Source organism: Burkholderia lata (assembly GCF_902499025.1).
GTDB lineage: Bacteria > Pseudomonadota > Gammaproteobacteria > Burkholderiales > Burkholderiaceae > Burkholderia > Burkholderia lata_C.
Genome location: NZ_CABVPW010000017.1, coordinates 36091 through 53840 on the forward strand (window position 1 = coordinate 36091; position 17750 = coordinate 53840).

A 17750-nucleotide genomic window follows, 5' to 3' on the forward strand; every position below is an offset into this window, starting at 1 on the left:
CGCGTACCGGCCGCTACCCGCGGCCGTTCTTCTCGTCTTCGCGCTCTTCCTTGTAGCGCGCCTCGAATTCCAGCAGCCGCGCACCGATCATCGACTGCTCGTAGAACGACACGTCCTTCGCGTCGCGCGCTTCCTTCAGCTGGCGAATCGCCGACGGCCACGCGCCGTCGAGCGCGAGCTTCTCCGCCAGCGCGCGGCGCCGCGCCAGCAGGTCGCCCTTGCCGTCGCTCGCCTTCGCGAGATAGTCCCACCAGTCCGGCTGCTCGGGGTCGGCCTTCGCTTGTGCACGTGCCTGCGCCTGCGCTTCGGTGAAACGACGCGCGGCGATCAGGGCCTGAAGATGCGCAACGATCGCGGCGTGCGACGCCGGCCAGCGCCGCTGCGCGAGCGCCGCGAGCCGCACCGCGTCGTCGGTCCGCCCCGCGCGGCGCGCGATGTCGGCGGCCAGCACGTCGAGGCTCGGCGAGCTCGTCGCCGGATCGTCCTCGCGCCGCTCGCGCGCATCGAACGCATTGCGCGCCGACGCGAGCGCCTTGCCGGCTGCGTCGTACTCGCCGAGCAGCGCATTCGCGAGCGCGATCCCATACCAGTTCGCCGCGACGTTCGGCGCGGTGCGATCGTCGATCTCGAACTGCATCCGCCGCGCCTCGGCCGCGATGTCGGTCGGCGCGCGGTTCTGCAGGATGCGCAGCCGCGCACGCACGAACCCGTATTCGGGCGACTGGCGCGGCTGCCGGTACGGCGCGCGGCGCGCGCGATCCTCCATGTCGGCGATCCGCTCGCCGGTCAGCGGGTGGGTGCGCGCATAGGCCGGCACGCCCGCATCGCCCATCGACGCGCGGTCGAGCCGCTCGAAGAATCCCGGCATCCCGTACGGGTCATAGCCCGCACCCGCGAGCAGCTGGAAACCGACGCGATCGGCCTCGCGCTCGGCCGAACGCGAAAAGCGCAGCTGGTTGTCCACCGCATACGCCTGCCCGCCCACCGCGATCGCGCTGCCGAGGTCGCCGCTTCTCGCAAGCACGCCGGCCAGCACGCCGAGCAGCATCGTCGCGAGCGCCGTATAGCCGGTCTTCTCGCTCGCGCCGATCATCCGCGCGATATGCCGCTGCAGCACGTGCCCCATCTCGTGGCCGACCACCGATGCGAGCTCCGATTCCGTCTGCGTCGTGACGACGAGCCCGCTGTTGATCCCGATGAAGCCGCCCGGCATCGAGAACGCGTTGATCTGCGGGTCGCGCACCGGGAACAGCTCGAAGTCCGGCGTGTAGCCGCCGATGAAGCGCGCGGCCGCCGCGGCCGCGAGCCGCGCCGCCATCGCGTTCAGGTAGTCGCGCACGAGCCAGTCGTCGAGATAGTCGGGATCGCGCCGCACTTCGCGCATCACGCGCTCACCGAGCCGGCGCTCGGCCTGCGGCGTCAGCGAACCGCCGGAACCGTCGCCCAGATCGGGCAGCTCGAACGAGCGAAGCGGCGCGCGCAGGCTCGCGGCCGGCGCCGACGCGCCGCCGGTGTCCGAAAACCGGCTCTCCGCGCCGCCGTACGTGCCGAACACGCCGGCCGCGATGCCGGACGGCACGGTGGAAATCGACCGCGCGCCGCTGGCCGCCGATTCGAGCGGCGGCGCGGACGCACTCTGCGCATGGCCGCTCGGCGGCAATGCGAGCGCCACCGACAGCGACACGGCAAGCAACTGTTTGACACGCATGGCAGGATGAAAGCGACGCCGTCCCGCGCGCCGGGCGCGCATCGCGGCGTTTGGTCTGAATATTCGGGTCATTGTACCGGCGACATCGCGACTGTCCCGTGCGGCATGGGCGCCATCTGCGTACCCGGCGCCGCGAATGCCACTGCTATGATAGGCGCCCGTTGAAACGTGGGATCGGATCGGGGTGCGAGGATTCAATACGGCGCCCTGCCCGATCGCGAAGCAGGACCGACGGACGTGCTCGCGCGAGCACGCCGTTCCACCGGAGCACGACATGTCAGGACTTACCCATTTCGACGCCGCCGGCCATGCACACATGGTCGACGTCGGCGGCAAGCAGGAAACCCAACGCATCGCGATCGCGCGCGGCACGATCCGGATGCTGCCGGCCACGTTCGCGCTGATCCGCGACGGCAAGGCCAAGAAAGGCGACGTGCTCGGCGTCGCGCGCATCGCGGCCATCCAGGGCGCCAAGCGCACGGCCGACCTCATCCCGCTGTGCCACCCGCTCGCGCTGACGCGCGTGGCCGTTGACTTCGAACTCGACGACGCGCTGCCGGGCGTCCACTGCGCCGTGCAGGTCGAAACGTTCGGCCGGACCGGCGTCGAGATGGAAGCGCTGACCGCCGTGCAGGTCGGGCTGTTGACCGTCTACGACATGTGCAAGGCCGTCGATCGCGGGATGGTGATCACCGATGTGAGCGTGCGCGAGAAGCGCGGCGGGAAGTCGGGGGACTGGAAGGCGGAAGACACGGCCGGTTAAGCGCCAACGGCAACAGCAGCCATTCACGGGGCGTCGTCGGCCGTAGCGATACCCCGTTCGAACGATAACAACCAGAAAAACACATCACCCATGAAGAACCTCACGCTGAAATACGGCGCGCCGCTGCTGTGCGCGCTCTCGCTGCTGCCGGCCGTCGCATCGGCCGCCAGCGCCTGCCCCGCCGCCGACACCGCCGCGCGGGCGGCCATCGACGCGCAGCACCGCGTCCAGCAGATCCGTATTCCGACAAGCGACGGCAGCGGTGTCGACATTCCGCCGCCGCTGCGCGACGCGCTGCGTGCGTACAAGCAGGCGCTCGTCGGCACGATCGATGCGCGGCTCGCGTGCAGCGACGAGCAGGTCGACCCGGCCGCACTGAAGCGCACGCTCGCGGCCGCGCTCGGCGTGCCGGCCCGCCCCGTCCAGCCGAAAGACGGCGAATCGGCCTTCGGCCGCAATCCGGACGTCGACGTCGAACGCGGCGGCACGTCCCGTCCGTTGCTGTTCGTGCGCGCCGGCCTCGACATCGCATGCGGCGACGACAACCTGCTGACCGCTTACGCATGGGAAAACGGCGCCTGGCGGCGCGTGCTGCGCTGGCAGGCCGACGGCTACCAGGACATCGGCGGCGCGTACGGCAGCGGCTTCTGGTTCTCGGCGCTGCCAGGCGGGCAGGTCGCGGTTGTCCACGGTACACCGTCGTGCGCGTCGCGATGGAGCCAGTTCGCCGCGGACGTGGTCGCACCGGCCAACGGCTCGGCCGCGCAACGCACGGTGTTCCATTCCGAAAACAGCTACGTGATCGATGAGAACCCGATCCGGTTCAAGGTGCGCCCCGACGGCTTCGAGGTACGCGCGACGGTCGGCTCGATGGACAGCGAAGTGATGACGCGGCCCGGTGTCTTCCGCTATCGCGTCGACGGCGGCTCCGTTCAGCGCGTACAACCCGTCGCGCTCAACGGCCGGGATTTCGTCGACGAATGGCTGAAGGCGGACGACGCGCTGGCGCGCGAATGGAGCGAGCCCGCCGCCGCCGCGGCCGCGCTGAAAGGCCGGCAGGCGTTCGACAAGGCCGGCAAGGCGGCAGGAAGGGGGTTCGCGTACGGCCCGGTGCGCAGCTGCTCGGACAGCAAGGACCGCTTCCAGGTCGAACTCGATCTGACGGGCACCACCGGGGAAACGGTCGCGCGGCACTATGCGCAGATTCGCCAGGAGCGCAACGGGTTCACGCTGCTCGGGCTGAGCACGGCGGCCGAGCCGGCTTGTCGCGGCGCGAACCTGATGCCGCAGCACTGAACGTCGGGCGCGCGCGCCGCAACGGCCGCGCGCATCGACTGTCCGTGGCCATGCACAACGAAGCGGCTGGCAGGAAACGCAACCGGGCGGCAACCCGCACGCAGGCAGCGCCGCCCGCGTATCACTGGCCGCGCTGCGGCTCGAACACGAACGGTTGGGTCAGCAGGAACGGGTTCGCGGTCGCGCCCGTCTGCACGCAGGTCGCGTGCGTCATCGCGTCGACGGCCGCGCGGTCGGCCGCCGCGTTGCGGCTGCTCGTCGTCACGGTCACGTTCTGCGCTTCGCCGGATGTCGTCATCAGCGCGCGCACGAGCACGGTCGCCGGGCGCGTGAGCGGCTTCGCGGTATCCGGATAGACGGCGCGCGGAATGTGGCACGTCAGCTTGCTTTCCTGCGACGACGACAGCATCGCGCAGCCGGAAAACAGCATCGCGACGGCGGGCAGGATCAGGTAGGTCGAGCGAATAGCCATGGTCGAATATCGTTCTTCAGCACTGTTCCGGACGCATGTGCCGCGCACCGGGGAACATCGCCCGGCCGCATCGCATGCGTCCCACTGCGCCGCGGCCATCGGACCGGCGCCCCGTTACGGCCGCACGGCCGATCGATGCTCGGCCGCGATCCTGCTTGGTGGACTTCCCCGGTGGCCGGGGTGTTGCCTGCGCTCTCGCCGGCCTTTGCCTCTCACGGGCCGGCACGCGAGCGCTTTCGCGCATTGTGCACGCGCCGCCCTACAAGCGGCGGCGATTTGACAATGGTTGACGCGAATCGCCGCGCCTTCTGCCGGAATCCGCGCAATCCGCGAGGTAATCGATACGCGGCCGGATTCGCCGGGCTCGCGCCGGGCTGTAACGCCCGATGCGCGCCGCGACTTCATCACGGCGCGGCGCCTGCCGGAATTCCCCGTTCCAGCAGGCACTGTGCGCATCAATCCGAATCGTCGTCGTCCTCGTCGTCGGCCGCATCGGCCGGCACTTCGCCGTATTTCGCAACGACCGCCGCCTTGAATGGCTTCAGCGCCGGCTGCTGGTCGCACAGCTTGTACAGCGCCGCCAGTTGCTGCGGCCAGTCCTTCAGCTCCTTTGCAAACACGTGCAGGCGCGCGACGGTGTCGAGCGCGTCGGCTTCGTGGCCGGCCAGCGCCTGCAGCGCCGCATAGCGGCGCAGTACCGTCTCGCCAGGCAGCAGCGCGATCGCCTTTTCATGCGCGGCGAGCTTGGCCGGCAGGTCGTCCGGGGAAATCGGGAGCAGCGTGGCCGCGCCATACTCACCCCAGGCGCCGAACAGCAGCGACGGCGCATCGCGGTACTGCGCGGCCGGATCGCTGCCGTAATACAGCACTTCCGCGCGCTGGTAATCGCGCAGCACCGGCACCGCCGCCAGCACGCCGCCGACCGACAGCACCGCGAACAGCCCGAAGGCTGCCCGCCCCGGCAGGATGCGCAGCGGCTTCACTTCGAGCAGCCCGATCACGAACATCGCGGGCAGCAGGAAGAACATGTACTGCTGCGGATACTCGACCAGCGCGTGCATCAGCAGGATGCCGATCAGCGCGAAGCCGAACACGCGCATGCTCGACTGCGGCGCGCGCACCGCACGCACGAACCACGTCACGAGCGCGACGACGAGCACGCCCAGGCCGACGAGGCCGGACTTCGCGAGCAGGTCGATGAAGATGTCATGCGAGTTGTTCGCGATCTCGACGCCGCCGAGCGCGCGCACCAGCGCGAACTGGTGCGACGGGAACTCGCCCCAGCCGACGCCGAGCAGCGGATGCTCGCGGAACATCGCGAGCCCGTACTTCCACAGCGCGAGGCGCGGCGCGATCTGCCCCGCGTCACGCATCCGGTCAGCCGCGGATTCCGCGAGACCCAGGTGGTAGTGGACGTTCGCCCAGCGCACCGCGACGTTCACCGCGATGAACGCCACGGCGAGCACGACCGGTATCACCCACGCACGTGCATTGCCCGGCGCGCGACGCGATTCGAGCCACGCCATCCAGAAGCCCGCGACAACCATCACCGCGACCTGCAGCCACGGCCCGCGCGACACCGTCAGCGCAAGACCGACCGACAGCACGATCGACAGCGCGAGCCACGCCCATACCGCGAGCCGGCGCGTCTGCACGAGATACAACGCACCCACGAGCGCGAACGCGATGTAGCTGGCCAGGTGGTTCGCCTGCGCCATGTTGCCGTACGGGCGGCGATCGACCGCGACGTTGTACATCACGACGAACGGCGACAGCGTCGACTCGAGGTGGAACAACTGCACGATCTGCGTGCCGACCGCAAACACGCCGCCGACGAGCAGCGCGCCGGCCATCATCCGCGACACGGCCTCGGCCAGCCCGTCGCGTGCGAGCGCATAGCCGGCCTGCATCGCGACCAGCGCAGCGGCGAGATAGCCGACCGCGAGCCAGTTCATCGACGGTACCTTGAGCGGGATCAGCGCGACCTGCGCGATGAGCACCGCGGCGAACCCGAGCGGCGCGACGAACGCAGTCGGCGCCGCAAACGGTTCGGCCGGGCGACCCGTGCGCGCGAGCAGCACGACGGACACCCCCACCAGCAGATACAGCACCAGTGCGGAAAATTCGGAATAGAAGGTCGGGATCGGATACGTGTGATTCGTGATCGCGTACGGCACGATCAGGGCGACAGCCAGCGCAACGAGCGGCAACGAACGGGAAAAAGTAGAAGGCATGAGCGAACCGGATGTCAGCAACCGGCGCACTATACAAAACTTTCCCCCCTCTGTGCGGGGCCTTCGCGCCGCGCCCCGACGCGGAGCGGCCGCCCCGGCCGGCTGAAGCGGCGGGCGGCAGGCTACCCGCGCCGCCCGGCTCCGCCACCGGCGCTACGCGCGACACTCCGCCGGCGCGTATTTCGCGGGCAGCGTCGCGGCATCGCCCGGCAACGGCCCGGCCCCGGGCGCCGGCAGCGACGACGCATCCTTGCCGGCGGCGAAGCACTCCCACGCGATCGCGCCGGCCTGCATCGCGCCCTTTTTGAGCGGCACGCGTGCGGTGGGCGCATCGGCCTTGTCGGGCGCTGACGGCACGAGCACCAGCGTATTGGCGCCGGCCGTGGTGACGCGCGTGGTGAATGCGACCGTGATCTGGCCGGTCTCGCCGTCGATCGCAACGGATTCGACGTTGCGGGTCGCGGCCGGCGGGCTGTAGCCGCCGTCGAGGCTCGCGCCGCTCGCGGCGTTGTCGGCGACGGCCAGCCGTGCGGACGACGCGAGCGCGAGCCCCTCGCCGACGCGCGAGCGCGCAAGGTAATCCTGGTACGCGGGAATCGCATAGGCTGCGATCACGCCGACGATCGCCAGCACGATCATCAGTTCGATCAGCGTGAAGCCGGCCGGCCTCCAGCGCGGGGACGGCCGGTTCGCGCGCCGCAGATCGGCGGCTACGCGACGGAACAGGGAAACGGAAAAGGCTTCGAACATGGCAGGCTCCGGAAACGAAAAACGCCTGCCGATAAAGGCAGGCGTCTCGATCGTAGCCAGCGGGCCGTGAATCCGGCAGTCGGCCGGATGGCCAGCGTCAATGCGCGCGCGGTGCGCCGCTGCGCCGCCTGAGCGCGTATCCGATCGCCACCACGAACAGCGCGCCCGCGATGCTCGCGCCGTAGAGGACTTCCGGCGTATCGAGCACCGGCCAGCGGTCGCCGACCGGGTCGTTCACGATCAGCCCGCCCGCGATCCAGCCGAGCAGCCCGGCGCCGAGCGCAACGACGACGGGGAAACGGTCGAGCAGCTTCAGCACCAGCGTGCTGCCCCACACGATGATCGGCACGCTGACGATGAGCCCGAAGATCACGAGCGGAATCCGGTGTATCGGGTCGGCCTGCTCGGCCGCGCCCGCGATCGCGATCACGTTGTCGAGGCTCATCACCGCATCGGCGATCACGATGGTCTTCACGGCGTCCCACAGCCGGCTGGCCGGCTTGATGTCGTCGTGTGCGTCGCCGGCCGGCGCCATCAGCTTGATGCCGATCCACAGCAGCAGCAACCCGCCACCGAGCTTCAGGAACGGCACGTCGAGCAGCGCGACCGCGAACGTGATCAGTGCGACGCGCAACAGGATTGCACCCGCAGTGCCCCAGATGACACCGCGCAGCCGCTGGTTCGCGGGCAGGTTGCGGCATGCGAGCGCGATCACGACCGCGTTGTCGCCGCCGAGCAGGATATCGATGATGACGATCTGGAGAACGGCGCCCCAATGGAGCGACGTCAGGAATTCGAGCATGGCGTGACGGGCAGGACGGCGGCCGCCCGCGGGCGGCCCGGTTCATCGCCGGCACATGCGCGATGCATGCCCGGTGCTTACGAATTCATTGCGCGAGCATAACAAAAAACGCCGGCAAAGCCGGCGTTTTCTGCAGGACGAACCCAGGTGGAAATATTACAGCGCCTTCTTCAGCAGACGGCCCATTTCCGACGGGTTGCGCGTGACGGTGATGCCGCACGCTTCCATGATTTCCAGCTTCGCTTCGGCCGTATCCGCACCGCCCGAGATCAGCGCGCCGGCGTGGCCCATGCGCTTGCCCGGAGGCGCCGTGACGCCAGCGATGAAGCCGACGACCGGCTTCTTCATGTTGTCCTTGATCCACTCTGCCGCATTGGCTTCGTCCGGACCACCGATTTCGCCGATCATCACGACTGCGTCCGTGTCCGGATCGTCGTTGAACATCTTCATCACGTCGATGTGCTTCAGACCGTTGATCGGGTCGCCGCCGATACCGACTGCCGACGACTGGCCGAGGCCGAGTGCCGTCAGCTGAGCAACCGCTTCGTACGTCAGCGTGCCCGAACGCGACACGACGCCGATGCGGCCCTTGCGGTGGATGTGACCCGGCATGATGCCGATCTTCAGTTCGTCCGGCGTGATCGTGCCCGGGCAGTTCGGCCCGAGCAGCAGCGTCTTGCGGCCTTCGCGACGCATGCGGTCCTTCACTTCGATCATGTCGCGGACGGGGATGCCTTCCGTGATGCAGATCGCGAGATCCAGATCGGCTTCGACCGCTTCCCAGATCGCAGCAGCTGCGCCTGCCGGCGGAACGTAGATGACCGACACGGTCGCGCCGGTTTCTGCCTTCGCTTCCTTGACGCTTGCGTAGATCGGAATGCCTTCGAAATCTTCGCCGGCCTTCTTCGGGTTCACGCCCGCGACGAATGCTTCGCGGCCGTTTGCGTATTCACGGCAGGCGCGCGTATGGAACTGACCGGTTTTGCCGGTAATGCCCTGCGTGATGACCTTCGTGTCCTTGTTGATCAGAATCGACATGTATTTTGACCTCTGTTCGATTGGCGTCGCGTGCAAACCGCGCCGCCATACCTATTCATTGAGCGCGCCAAGAAAACGCCGGGCCGCCCCAAGTTTTCTTGACCCCCCCGGGGGGCCTGGCGTGTAGCGCCAGGTCTGGGGGCGCTTCTTTACTTGCCTGCGGCAGCCGCGACGACCTTCTGCGCAGCCTCTTCCATGCTGTCCGCCGAGATGATCGGCAGGCCCGAATCGGCCAGCATCTTCTTGCCGAGGTCCTCGTTCGTGCCCTTCATGCGCACGACGAGCGGCACGTTCAGGTTCACGGCCTTCGAACCGGCGATCACGCCTTCCGCGATCACGTCGCAGCGCATGATGCCGCCGAAGATGTTCACGAGGATCGCCTTCAGATCCGGGTTCTTCAGCATCAGCTTGAACGCTTCCGTGACCTTCTCGGTCGTCGCGCCACCGCCGACGTCCAGGAAGTTCGCCGGCTCGCCGCCGAACAGCTTGATGGTGTCCATCGTCGCCATTGCCAGGCCTGCGCCGTTCACGAGACAGCCGATGTTGCCGTCGAGCGAGATGTACGCGAGGTCGAACTTCGACGCTTCGATTTCAGCCGGATCTTCTTCGTCCAGATCGCGGTACGCGACGATTTCCGGGTGGCGGAACAGCGCGTTCGAGTCGAAGTTGAACTTCGCGTCGAGTGCGATGACCTTGCCGTCGCTGGAGACGTTCAGCGGGTTGATTTCAGCCAGCGATGCGTCGGTTTCCCAGAATGCCTTGTACAGGCCTTGCAGGATCGCGCGCGCTTGCGGAATCGAAGCAGCCGGCACGCCGATCTTCGCGGCGAGGTCGTCGGCCTGTGCATCGAGCAGGCCCGTCGACGGCTCGACGATGACCTTGTGGATCAGTTCCGGGTGCTTTTCGGCAACTTCTTCGATGTCCATGCCGCCTTCGCTCGAACCCATCAGAACGATCTTTTGCGTCACGCGATCGACGACGAGGCTGACATACAGTTCCTGCTTGATGTCGGCGCCTTCTTCGACCATCAGACGGTTGACCTTCTGGCCTTCCGGACCGGTCTGGTGCGTGACGAGCTGCATGCCGAGGATCTGGTTCGCGTATTCGCGAACCTGCTCGATCGACTTCGCCACCTTCACGCCGCCGCCCTTGCCACGGCCACCTGCGTGAATCTGAGCCTTCACGACCCAAACCGGGCCGCCGAGCTCTTCTGCCACCTTGACGGCCTCGTCAACCGAGAACGCCGGCTTGCCGCGCGGTACCGCGACTCCGAATTTCCGCAGGATTTCCTTACCCTGGTACTCGTGAATCTTCATGCGTGATTCCCTTCAGTCTGAGAGTTGGATGAAAAGTCGCTTTAGACGCTTCTTCGAATGATTTCCGTTCATTCCTTCGTGCTGCCTTCACCGGGCACGTCCGGCCGGCTCGCGCCATACCAGCGCGGGTAGTACTGCCGCACGACCTCGCCGTCGAAGCGCAACGCCCGGCAGCGGCCGAGCTGGAAAGGCGCTTCGTCATGCACGCCGCCATGGTCCGGCCCTTCGCCCCCCTCTTCGCGCACATTCCACACATCACCGGCGAACGCCTGGATCGCTGCCGTCGGCAGTACGGCGCACAGTTCGGTGAGATGGGAGCAGCCTGCGACGCCGGCGAGCAGCCGGTTCGCGTTGCGGCGGAAATTGCGGAAGAGATTGAGCCCGATGAGGGCCCGATAGGCGGGAGGAGCGGATTGACAGTGACCGGGATAGGGAACCCATTCCGAAGACGCTTCGGCGTCGACGACATTGAGGTCACGATCGATAGTCACGCGCAGCCAGAGTTCGTGGATTGGCAGGCCCTGGGGCCGGATGCCCGACGCAAGCGCGACATCGCGCGGCTTGTGGTCGGTCAGGCAGGCTTCGATGTCCCACAAGCCGTCGCCGCGCTCGTAAGCTTCCGCTCGGATTGCGCGTTGATGTCGCAACTGACGGGGCACGGGCTCGGATAGCGGCATGCTGGAGGTTGAGGCCGAAGAGGAAAACCCGTGGATTTTAGCATATTGGGTATTTGAGACAGTTTGACGCGACGGCGGGTATTCCCGCCTGTCCGGAAGCGGTTGCATTGCAGCAAAATCGCGCGCCACGCGCGCGATCGGCGCGGTCAGTCGTCGATCGGGAAATCGTCGCCGACCTTCAGCAACTTCACGATGGTCGCGCTCGAGAAGCCGCGCGCAGCGAGAAAGCGCGCCTGCTTCGCACGCTCGGCCGGCGTTTGCGGCAGTGCACCGAATTTCTTGCGCCAGACCGCCTGTGCACGCGCCCATTCGGTCTCGCGGAGCTGCGCATTCACTTCCTCGACGAGCGTGTCGCCCACCGCATGACGCTTCAGCTCACTGACGATGCGTGCGACACCGACGCGCGACGCGCGACGATGCACGAGGCTCTCGGCAAAGCGTGCATCGGACAGCCAGCCTTCCTGTTCCAGCGCATCAAGCACGGGGTCGACGGATTCGTCTTCGCCGACGTAAGGCGCAAGCTTGCGCGCGAGTTCGGTGCGACTGTATTCGCGCCTGGACAGATAGCCGAGCGCGCGGCCCTTCAACGATCGCTGAGGCTTCGACGACTTGCGCTCGGTCGTGCCCGGAGCGTCACCTGACGAAGCACTGGAAGAGGCAGCCGACGCGCGACGTGTGCGGCGCGGATGCTGGCTGCTGCGCGTATAGACATCTTCCCTGGCCGGCGCCGATGTATCGGCTGCGCGATCGCCCGGGAAACTGACACCGGAAACACGACGGCGGGAGCGGTCGTGCGCGTCGAACGATTCATCGTCGTCGAACGGATCGTCCGGTGCGGCAATCTCAAACGAAACGAGGGCATCGTCGGATGCCCTCGTCGCGGTGCGGTTCGCGGCATCGCTGCCCGCGCCCCGCCGATCGGCGCTCGAGGATCCGGTTCGCCGGCCGGAGCGACCCGCCGCTTCGGGCGCGTCACTCTCCTCCGGCTCGCCAGCCTGACCTCGGCGCCCGACCATCACTCTTCTTCGTCCATCGCCTCGGCTTCGTCCTGGCCTGCACCATCGGGCATCGCGACCACGCCGAGCGATTCGCGAATGCGGTTCTCGATCTCGCGTGCGATTTCCGGATTCTCGCGCAGGAATTCACGCGCGTTGTCCTTGCCCTGGCCGATCTTCTCGCCGTTGTAGCTGTACCAGGCGCCCGCCTTGTCGACGATCTTCGCCTGCACGCCGAGATCGATGATCTCGCCCTGACGCGAAATGCCTTCGCCATACAGGATGTCGAAGATCGCTTCGCGGAACGGCGGCGACACCTTGTTCTTGACGACCTTCACGCGGGTTTCGTTGCCGATCACCTCGTCGTTCTTCTTGATCGAGCCGATCCGGCGGATGTCGAGACGCACCGACGAGTAGAACTTCAGCGCGTTACCGCCCGTCGTGGTTTCCGGGTTGCCGAACATCACGCCGATCTTCATCCGGATCTGGTTGATGAAGATCACGAGGCAGTTCGTGCGCTTGATCGTGCCGGTCAGCTTGCGCAGCGCCTGCGACATCAGGCGGGCCTGCAGACCCGGCAGCGAATCGCCCATCTCGCCTTCGATTTCGGCCTTCGGCACGAGCGCCGCGACCGAGTCGATGACGATCATGTCGATCGAGCCCGAGCGCACCAGCGCGTCGGTGATTTCAAGCGCCTGCTCGCCGGTGTCCGGCTGCGAGATCAGCAGTTCCGGCACGTTCACGCCGAGCTTCGCTGCATATTGAACGTCGAGCGCGTGCTCGGCGTCGATGAACGCTGCCGTACCGCCGATCTTCTGCAACTCGGCAATGACCTGCAGCGTGAGCGTGGTTTTACCGGACGATTCCGGACCGTAGATTTCGACCACCCGGCCGCGCGGCAGGCCGCCGACGCCGAGCGCGATATCGAGACCGAGCGAGCCCGTGGACACGACCTGGATGTTCTCGGTCGCCTCGCCGTCGCCCATGCGCATGATCGAGCCCTTGCCGAACTGCTTTTCGATCTGGGCAAGCGCGGCGGCCAGCGCCTTGCTCTTCTCGGCGGTCATCCCGGAGCCCTTCTTGCTATCTTCCATGAATCGTCCTTTGCTATGATGAGCAGCGTCTGTTAAAGGCGCGCCCACTTTCAAGCGCCGCCCACGAATGCAGACACTGTATAAAAAAACAGTGTTTTGTGCAAGCCCGCAATGCAGGCTGCGTTGTACACGAATAACTTCGGAGACAGCTGGCCGGCGCGAACGCCCTGCCGGCCATCGGTCAGCACCATGCGAATTCTCATCGCGGAAGACGACAGCATACTCGCGGACGGCCTCACCCGGTCACTCCGCCAATCGGGCTATGCGGTCGACCACGTGAAGAGCGGCGTCGACGCCGATACCGCGTTGTCGATGCAGACATTCGACCTGCTGATCCTCGATCTCGGGCTCCCGAAAATGTCCGGGCTCGACGTACTCAAGCGCCTGCGCGCCCGCAATTCGAACCTCCCCGTGCTGATCCTGACGGCCGCCGACAGCGTCGACGAGCGCGTGAAGGGGCTCGACCTCGGCGCCGACGACTACATGGCCAAGCCGTTCGCGCTCAACGAGCTCGAGGCGCGCGTGCGCGCGCTGACCCGGCGCGGCGCGGGCGGCGGCCCGACCGTCGTGCGCCACGGCTCGCTCGCGTTCGACCAGGTCGGCCGCATCGCGTATGCGAACGATCACGTGCTCGACCTCTCCGCGCGCGAGCTCGGCCTGCTCGAGGTGCTGCTGCAGCGGATCGGCCGGCTCGTATCGAAGGAACAGCTCGTCGACCATCTGTGCGAATGGGGCGAGGAAGTCAGCAACAACGCGATCGAAGTCTACGTGCACCGGCTGCGCAAGAAGATCGAACCCAGCGGCGTACGGATCTCGACCGTGCGCGGCCTCGGCTATTGCCTCGAGAAGGTCGCGCCCGCCGCGCCGGCCGACACGGCAGCGCCCCAGCCCGCGGTGGCCGGCACGCCGCTGCGCTGAACCCGGGCGTCGCCGCGATGGCCACGCCGGCCCCTACCCGCCATCCGACCGGCGCGCCGTCGTCGGCCGCCGACGAGGCGCGCGACGCGCGCTACGAGAACCCGTTCGCGCCGCCCGACGAAACCGATGCGCCCGAGGCGCCGCGCCCGCGCTCGCTGTTCGGCGAGATCCTCGACTGGATGCTCGCGCCGCTGCTGCTGCTATGGCCGATGAGTATCGCCGTCACCTATCTGGTTGCGAAGACGATCGCGAACGGCCCGTTCGACCGCGCGCTCGAGACCAACGCGTACGTGCTCGCGCGGCAGATCCATCCGGTAAACGGCGTCGCCGAGCTGACGCTGCCGGAGCAGACGCGCGACTTCCTGCGCGCGGACAACGTCGACAGCGTTTACTTCCAGGTGCTCGGCACGCGCGGTGAGCTGGTCGCGGGCGAAGCCGACATGCCGCTGCCGCGCGACGAGGACCGCCCGCCGCCGGGCGTCGTCATGTTTCGCGACGACCTGCTGCGCGGCAACGACGTGCGCGTCGCGTATACGACGGTCGCGCTGCCGCAATCGGGCACCACGCAGCCGGTGCTCGTGCAGGTCGGCGAAACGCTGGACAAGCGCAACGCGCTCGCGAACGACATCATCAAGGGCGTGATCCTGCCGCAGTTCGTGATCCTGCCGCTCGCGATCCTGCTGGTCTGGTTCGGGCTGTCGCGCGGGCTCGCGCCGCTCAATGCGCTGCAGGCGCACATCCGCGCACGGCGGCCCGACGACCTGTCGCCCGTCGAGGCGCAGCGTGCGCCGCCCGAGATCGAGCCGCTCGTCACGTCGTTCAACGACCTGCTCGCCCGCCTCGAACAGAACATGGCGCTGCAAAAGCGCTTCATCGCCGACGCCGCGCACCAGATGAAGACGCCGCTCGCGGGCCTGCGCACGCAGGCCGAGTTCGCGCTGCGCCACCCCGTCCCGCCCGACGTGCAGCGCTCGCTCGAGCAGATCGCGACGAGCTCCGAGCAGGCCGCCCGGCTCGTCACGCAGTTGCTTGCGCTTGCGCGCGCCGAGAACCGCGCAAGCGGGCTGACGTTCGAGCCGGTCGAGATCGCCACGCTCGCGCGGCGCGCGGTGCGCGACTGGGTGCAGGCCGCGCTCGCGAAACGGATGGATCTCGGCTACGAAAGCCCGCCGGACCCGCCGGACGACACGCCGCTCGACGTCGACGGCAATCCGGTGATGCTGCGGGAGATGCTCGGCAACCTGATCGACAACGCGATCCGCTACACGCCGGACGGCGGCCGCATCACGGTGCGCGTGCGCGCCGAGCCCGCGGCGCGGCGCGTGCATCTCGAAGTCGAGGACACGGGGCCGGGCATCCCGGCCGCCGAACGCGAACGCGTCGTCGAGCGCTTCTACCGGATCCTCGGCCGCGAAGGCGACGGCAGCGGCCTCGGGCTCGCGATCGTGCGCGAGATCGCCACGCAGCACGGCGGCACGCTGACGCTCGACGATCACGTCTACCAGCACGCACCGCGCCTCGCCGGCACGCTGGTACGCATCAGCCTGCCGCTGACCGAAACCGCCCCGGATTAACCCTGACGCGTACCGCCGCAGCACGCCAGGATTGCATCAAAACCGGCGATTTACCGGACGTTCGCCGCACGATAGGCCCGCAAAGCAACCGGTTCGGCGCGGGTTAACGCGCAGCCATTTTGCACACGCGCGTCAGTCGGCCGTAAGTTTCCGTACCAATAATCCTCGACAGGCCCGCCCACCCAAGGCGGCCGCATATCTATATCAAGGGACTTGGAGACGACTCATGGCGACGTTAGGCGGGCAAATTTCGCACGCGCCGATGACGGGCGAAGAGAAGAAGGTGATCTTCGCGTCGTCGCTCGGCACCGTGTTCGAGTGGTACGACTTTTACCTGGCCGGCTCGCTCGCGGCCTACATCAGCAAGAGCTTCTTCTCCGGCGTCAATCCGACCGCCGCCTTCATCTTCACGCTGCTCGGCTTCGCCGCCGGCTTCGCGGTCCGGCCGTTCGGCGCGATCGTGTTCGGCCGCCTCGGCGACCTCGTCGGCCGCAAGCACACGTTCCTCGTGACGATCGTGATCATGGGCCTCTCGACGTTCGTGGTCGGCTTCCTGCCCGGCTACGCGTCGATCGGCATCGCCGCGCCCGTGATCTTCATCGCGATGCGGCTGTTGCAGGGCCTCGCGCTCGGCGGCGAGTACGGCGGCGCGGCGACCTACGTCGCCGAGCATGCGCCGGCCAACCGTCGCGGCTTCTACACCGCGTGGATCCAGACGACCGCCACGCTCGGCCTGTTCCTGTCGCTGCTCGTGATCCTCGGCATCCGCACGCTCATCGGCGAGGAAGCATTCGGCAACTGGGGCTGGCGCGTGCCGTTCGTCGCGTCGATCCTGCTGCTCGCGGTGTCGGTGTGGATCCGGATGCAGCTGAACGAATCGCCGGTGTTCCTGCGCATCAAGGCGGAAGGCAAGACGTCGAAGGCGCCGCTGACAGAAGCGTTCGGCCAGTGGAAGAACCTGAAGATCGTGATCCTCGCGCTCGTCGGCCTGACGGCCGGCCAGGCTGTCGTGTGGTACACGGGCCAGTTCTATGCGCTGTTCTTCCTCACGCAGACGCTGAAGGTGGACGGTGCGAGCGCGAACATCCTGATCGCGATCGCGCTGTTGATCGGCACGCCGTTCTTCCTGTTCTTCGGTTCGCTGTCGGACAAGATCGGCCGCAAGCCGATCATCCTCGCGGGCTGCCTGATCGCGGCACTGACCTACTTCCCGCTGTTCAAGGCGCTCACGCACTACGCGAACCCGCAGCTCGAACTCGCGACGCAGAAGGCGCCGATCACGGTCATCGCCGATCCGGCCGCCTGCTCGTTCCAGTTCAACCCGGTGGGCACGTCGAAGTTCACGAACTCGTGCGACATCGCGAAGAGCGCGCTCGCGAAGGCCGGCCTGAACTACGAGAACGTCGCGGCGCCGGCCGGTGCGGCGGCCCAGATCAAGGTCGGCGACACGGTGATCCCGGCCTATGAGGGCAAGGCGGCCGACGCGAAGGCGCAGGGCGCGGCGTTCGACAAGACGCTCGCGTCGACGCTGAAGGCAGCCGGCTACCCGGCGAAGGCGGACCCGGCGCAGCTCAACTGGCCGATGACGATCGTGATCCTGACGATCCTCGTGATCTACGTGACGATGGTCTACGGCCCGATCGCGGCGATGCTGGTCGAGATGTTCCCGACGCGGATCCGCTACACGTCGATGTCGTTGCCCTATCACATCGGCAACGGCTGGTTCGGCGGCTTCCTGCCGGCAACCGCGTTCGCGATCGTCGCGGCGAAGGGCGACATCTACTCGGGCCTCTGGTATCCGATCGTGATCGCGCTGGCCACGTTCGTGATCGGCCTGCTGTTCGTCAAGGAGACGAAGGACTCGAACATCTACGCGCAGGATTGACGTGGATGGGCGGGCGGTTGCCGGTGGCGCACGGCGACCGTCCGCAACGAGGCCGGCACGGGCCGCCGGCACCCTTTTTCAACGATGATGAAAAAAGGTGTTGACAGCCTGACCGGCATTCTCCATAATTCATTTCTTCGGCGAATTAGCTCAGTCGGTTAGAGCGACGGAATCATAATCCGCAGGTCCGGGGTTCGAATCCCTGATTCGCCACCAAATGCGAGAGCC

General features: G+C 67.3%; 16 protein-coding genes and 1 tRNA gene. 6 read left to right on the plus strand and 11 right to left on the minus strand.

Features of this window, described 5'->3' with window-relative positions; translation table 11 throughout:
* Positions 1-13: 13 nt before the first annotated feature.
* Complete coding sequence (locus BDI24065_RS18525) at positions 14-1708, minus strand: M48 family metalloprotease (RefSeq protein ID WP_175032505.1); 1695 nt, start codon at positions 1706-1708, stop codon at positions 14-16.
* A gap of 274 nt (positions 1709-1982) precedes the next feature.
* On the opposite strand from BDI24065_RS18525, the gene moaC reads away from it, so the two are divergent.
* Together moaC and BDI24065_RS18535 are read left to right on the plus strand one after the other, a co-directional pair.
* Positions 1983-2471 carry a cyclic pyranopterin monophosphate synthase MoaC gene (moaC, locus tag BDI24065_RS18530; RefSeq protein ID WP_175032506.1) on the plus strand — a complete coding sequence of 163 codons (489 nt, stop codon included), beginning with the start codon at positions 1983-1985 and terminating at the stop codon, positions 2469-2471.
* 90 nt (positions 2472-2561) lie between these two features.
* Positions 2562-3767, plus strand: a complete 1206-nt coding sequence (locus tag BDI24065_RS18535) for a hypothetical protein (RefSeq protein WP_175032507.1) — start codon at positions 2562-2564, stop codon at positions 3765-3767.
* Between the two features lie 121 nt (positions 3768-3888).
* Here BDI24065_RS18535 and BDI24065_RS18540 read toward each other — a convergent pair whose 3' ends face one another.
* The 10 genes from BDI24065_RS18540 to BDI24065_RS18585 all read right to left on the minus strand — a co-directional run bounded on the left by BDI24065_RS18540 (position 3889) and on the right by BDI24065_RS18585 (position 13336).
* A complete protein-coding gene (locus tag BDI24065_RS18540; protein WP_089426248.1) occupies positions 3889-4239 on the minus strand; it encodes a TonB family protein in 351 nt (116 codons plus the stop codon).
* 455 nt (positions 4240-4694) lie between these two features.
* Complete coding sequence (locus BDI24065_RS18545; protein ID WP_175032508.1) at positions 4695-6473, minus strand: PglL family O-oligosaccharyltransferase; 1779 nt, start codon at positions 6471-6473, stop codon at positions 4695-4697.
* A gap of 153 nt (positions 6474-6626) precedes the next feature.
* Positions 6627-7223 carry a pilin gene (locus tag BDI24065_RS18550; RefSeq protein WP_174967564.1) on the minus strand — a complete coding sequence of 199 codons (597 nt, stop codon included), beginning with the start codon at positions 7221-7223 and terminating at the stop codon, positions 6627-6629.
* Positions 7224-7320: 97 nt separating this feature from the next.
* Positions 7321-8025, minus strand: a complete 705-nt coding sequence (locus BDI24065_RS18555) for a TerC family protein (RefSeq protein ID WP_175032509.1) — start codon at positions 8023-8025, stop codon at positions 7321-7323.
* Positions 8026-8181: 156 nt separating this feature from the next.
* Positions 8182-9063 carry a succinate--CoA ligase subunit alpha gene (gene sucD / locus BDI24065_RS18560; RefSeq protein WP_006477916.1) on the minus strand — a complete coding sequence of 294 codons (882 nt, stop codon included), beginning with the start codon at positions 9061-9063 and terminating at the stop codon, positions 8182-8184.
* Between the two features lie 149 nt (positions 9064-9212).
* Positions 9213-10379: an ADP-forming succinate--CoA ligase subunit beta gene (sucC, locus tag BDI24065_RS18565; protein WP_011353083.1), complete on the minus strand. Its 1167-nt coding sequence runs from the start codon at positions 10377-10379 to the stop codon at positions 9213-9215.
* 68 nt (positions 10380-10447) lie between these two features.
* Positions 10448-11056, minus strand: a complete 609-nt coding sequence (locus BDI24065_RS18570; protein WP_175032510.1) for a DUF2889 domain-containing protein — start codon at positions 11054-11056, stop codon at positions 10448-10450.
* A gap of 146 nt (positions 11057-11202) precedes the next feature.
* Positions 11203-12072, minus strand: a complete 870-nt coding sequence (recX, locus tag BDI24065_RS18575; RefSeq protein WP_175032511.1) for a recombination regulator RecX — start codon at positions 12070-12072, stop codon at positions 11203-11205.
* The gene (gene recA, locus BDI24065_RS18580) at positions 12072-13145 is read right to left on the minus strand and encodes a recombinase RecA (RefSeq protein WP_041492942.1); all 1074 of its coding nucleotides are present in this window, start codon (positions 13143-13145) and stop codon (positions 12072-12074) included. Before recA ends, recX begins: the two co-directional genes overlap by 1 nt.
* Positions 13146-13195: 50 nt before the next feature.
* The gene (locus BDI24065_RS18585; RefSeq protein ID WP_175032512.1) at positions 13196-13336 is read right to left on the minus strand and encodes a hypothetical protein; all 141 of its coding nucleotides are present in this window, start codon (positions 13334-13336) and stop codon (positions 13196-13198) included.
* On the opposite strand from BDI24065_RS18585, the gene BDI24065_RS18590 reads away from it, so the two are divergent.
* The 4 genes from BDI24065_RS18590 (at position 13335) to BDI24065_RS18605 (ending at position 17738) form a co-directional block, all read left to right on the plus strand.
* A complete protein-coding gene (locus tag BDI24065_RS18590; RefSeq protein ID WP_012364629.1) occupies positions 13335-14063 on the plus strand; it encodes a response regulator transcription factor in 729 nt (242 codons plus the stop codon). The two genes, BDI24065_RS18585 and BDI24065_RS18590, sit on opposite strands and share 2 nt — an antisense overlap.
* Positions 14064-14080: 17 nt before the next feature.
* Positions 14081-15637, plus strand: coding sequence for a sensor histidine kinase (locus tag BDI24065_RS18595; protein ID WP_175032513.1), 1557 nt, complete (start codon positions 14081-14083; stop codon positions 15635-15637).
* Positions 15638-15863: 226 nt separating this feature from the next.
* Positions 15864-17522 carry an MFS transporter gene (locus BDI24065_RS18600; protein ID WP_175032514.1) on the plus strand — a complete coding sequence of 553 codons (1659 nt, stop codon included), beginning with the start codon at positions 15864-15866 and terminating at the stop codon, positions 17520-17522.
* Positions 17523-17661: 139 nt separating this feature from the next.
* A tRNA-Met gene (locus tag BDI24065_RS18605) sits at positions 17662-17738 on the plus strand.
* The last annotated feature ends 12 nt before the right edge of the window (positions 17739-17750 follow it).

Coding starts and splice junctions, on each gene's coding strand:
- BDI24065_RS18570 (WP_175032510.1), bottom strand. CDS start 11,056: ATGCCGCTATCCGAGCCCGTGCCCCGTCAGTTGCGACATCAACGCGCA.
- BDI24065_RS18535 (WP_175032507.1), top strand. CDS start 2,562: ATGAAGAACCTCACGCTGAAATACGGCGCGCCGCTGCTGTGCGCGCTC.
- BDI24065_RS18590 (WP_012364629.1), top strand. CDS start 13,335: ATGCGAATTCTCATCGCGGAAGACGACAGCATACTCGCGGACGGCCTC.
- recA (WP_041492942.1), bottom strand. CDS start 13,145: ATGGAAGATAGCAAGAAGGGCTCCGGGATGACCGCCGAGAAGAGCAAG.
- BDI24065_RS18585 (WP_175032512.1), bottom strand. CDS start 13,336: ATGGTGCTGACCGATGGCCGGCAGGGCGTTCGCGCCGGCCAGCTGTCT.
- BDI24065_RS18545 (WP_175032508.1), bottom strand. CDS start 6,473: ATGCCTTCTACTTTTTCCCGTTCGTTGCCGCTCGTTGCGCTGGCTGTC.
- moaC (WP_175032506.1), top strand. CDS start 1,983: ATGTCAGGACTTACCCATTTCGACGCCGCCGGCCATGCACACATGGTC.
- BDI24065_RS18600 (WP_175032514.1), top strand. CDS start 15,864: ATGGCGACGTTAGGCGGGCAAATTTCGCACGCGCCGATGACGGGCGAA.
- BDI24065_RS18555 (WP_175032509.1), bottom strand. CDS start 8,025: ATGCTCGAATTCCTGACGTCGCTCCATTGGGGCGCCGTTCTCCAGATC.
- BDI24065_RS18595 (WP_175032513.1), top strand. CDS start 14,081: ATGGCCACGCCGGCCCCTACCCGCCATCCGACCGGCGCGCCGTCGTCG.
- BDI24065_RS18540 (WP_089426248.1), bottom strand. CDS start 4,239: ATGGCTATTCGCTCGACCTACCTGATCCTGCCCGCCGTCGCGATGCTG.
- sucD (WP_006477916.1), bottom strand. CDS start 9,063: ATGTCGATTCTGATCAACAAGGACACGAAGGTCATCACGCAGGGCATT.
- recX (WP_175032511.1), bottom strand. CDS start 12,072: ATGGTCGGGCGCCGAGGTCAGGCTGGCGAGCCGGAGGAGAGTGACGCG.
- BDI24065_RS18550 (WP_174967564.1), bottom strand. CDS start 7,223: ATGTTCGAAGCCTTTTCCGTTTCCCTGTTCCGTCGCGTAGCCGCCGAT.
- sucC (WP_011353083.1), bottom strand. CDS start 10,379: ATGAAGATTCACGAGTACCAGGGTAAGGAAATCCTGCGGAAATTCGGA.
- BDI24065_RS18525 (WP_175032505.1), bottom strand. CDS start 1,708: ATGCGTGTCAAACAGTTGCTTGCCGTGTCGCTGTCGGTGGCGCTCGCA.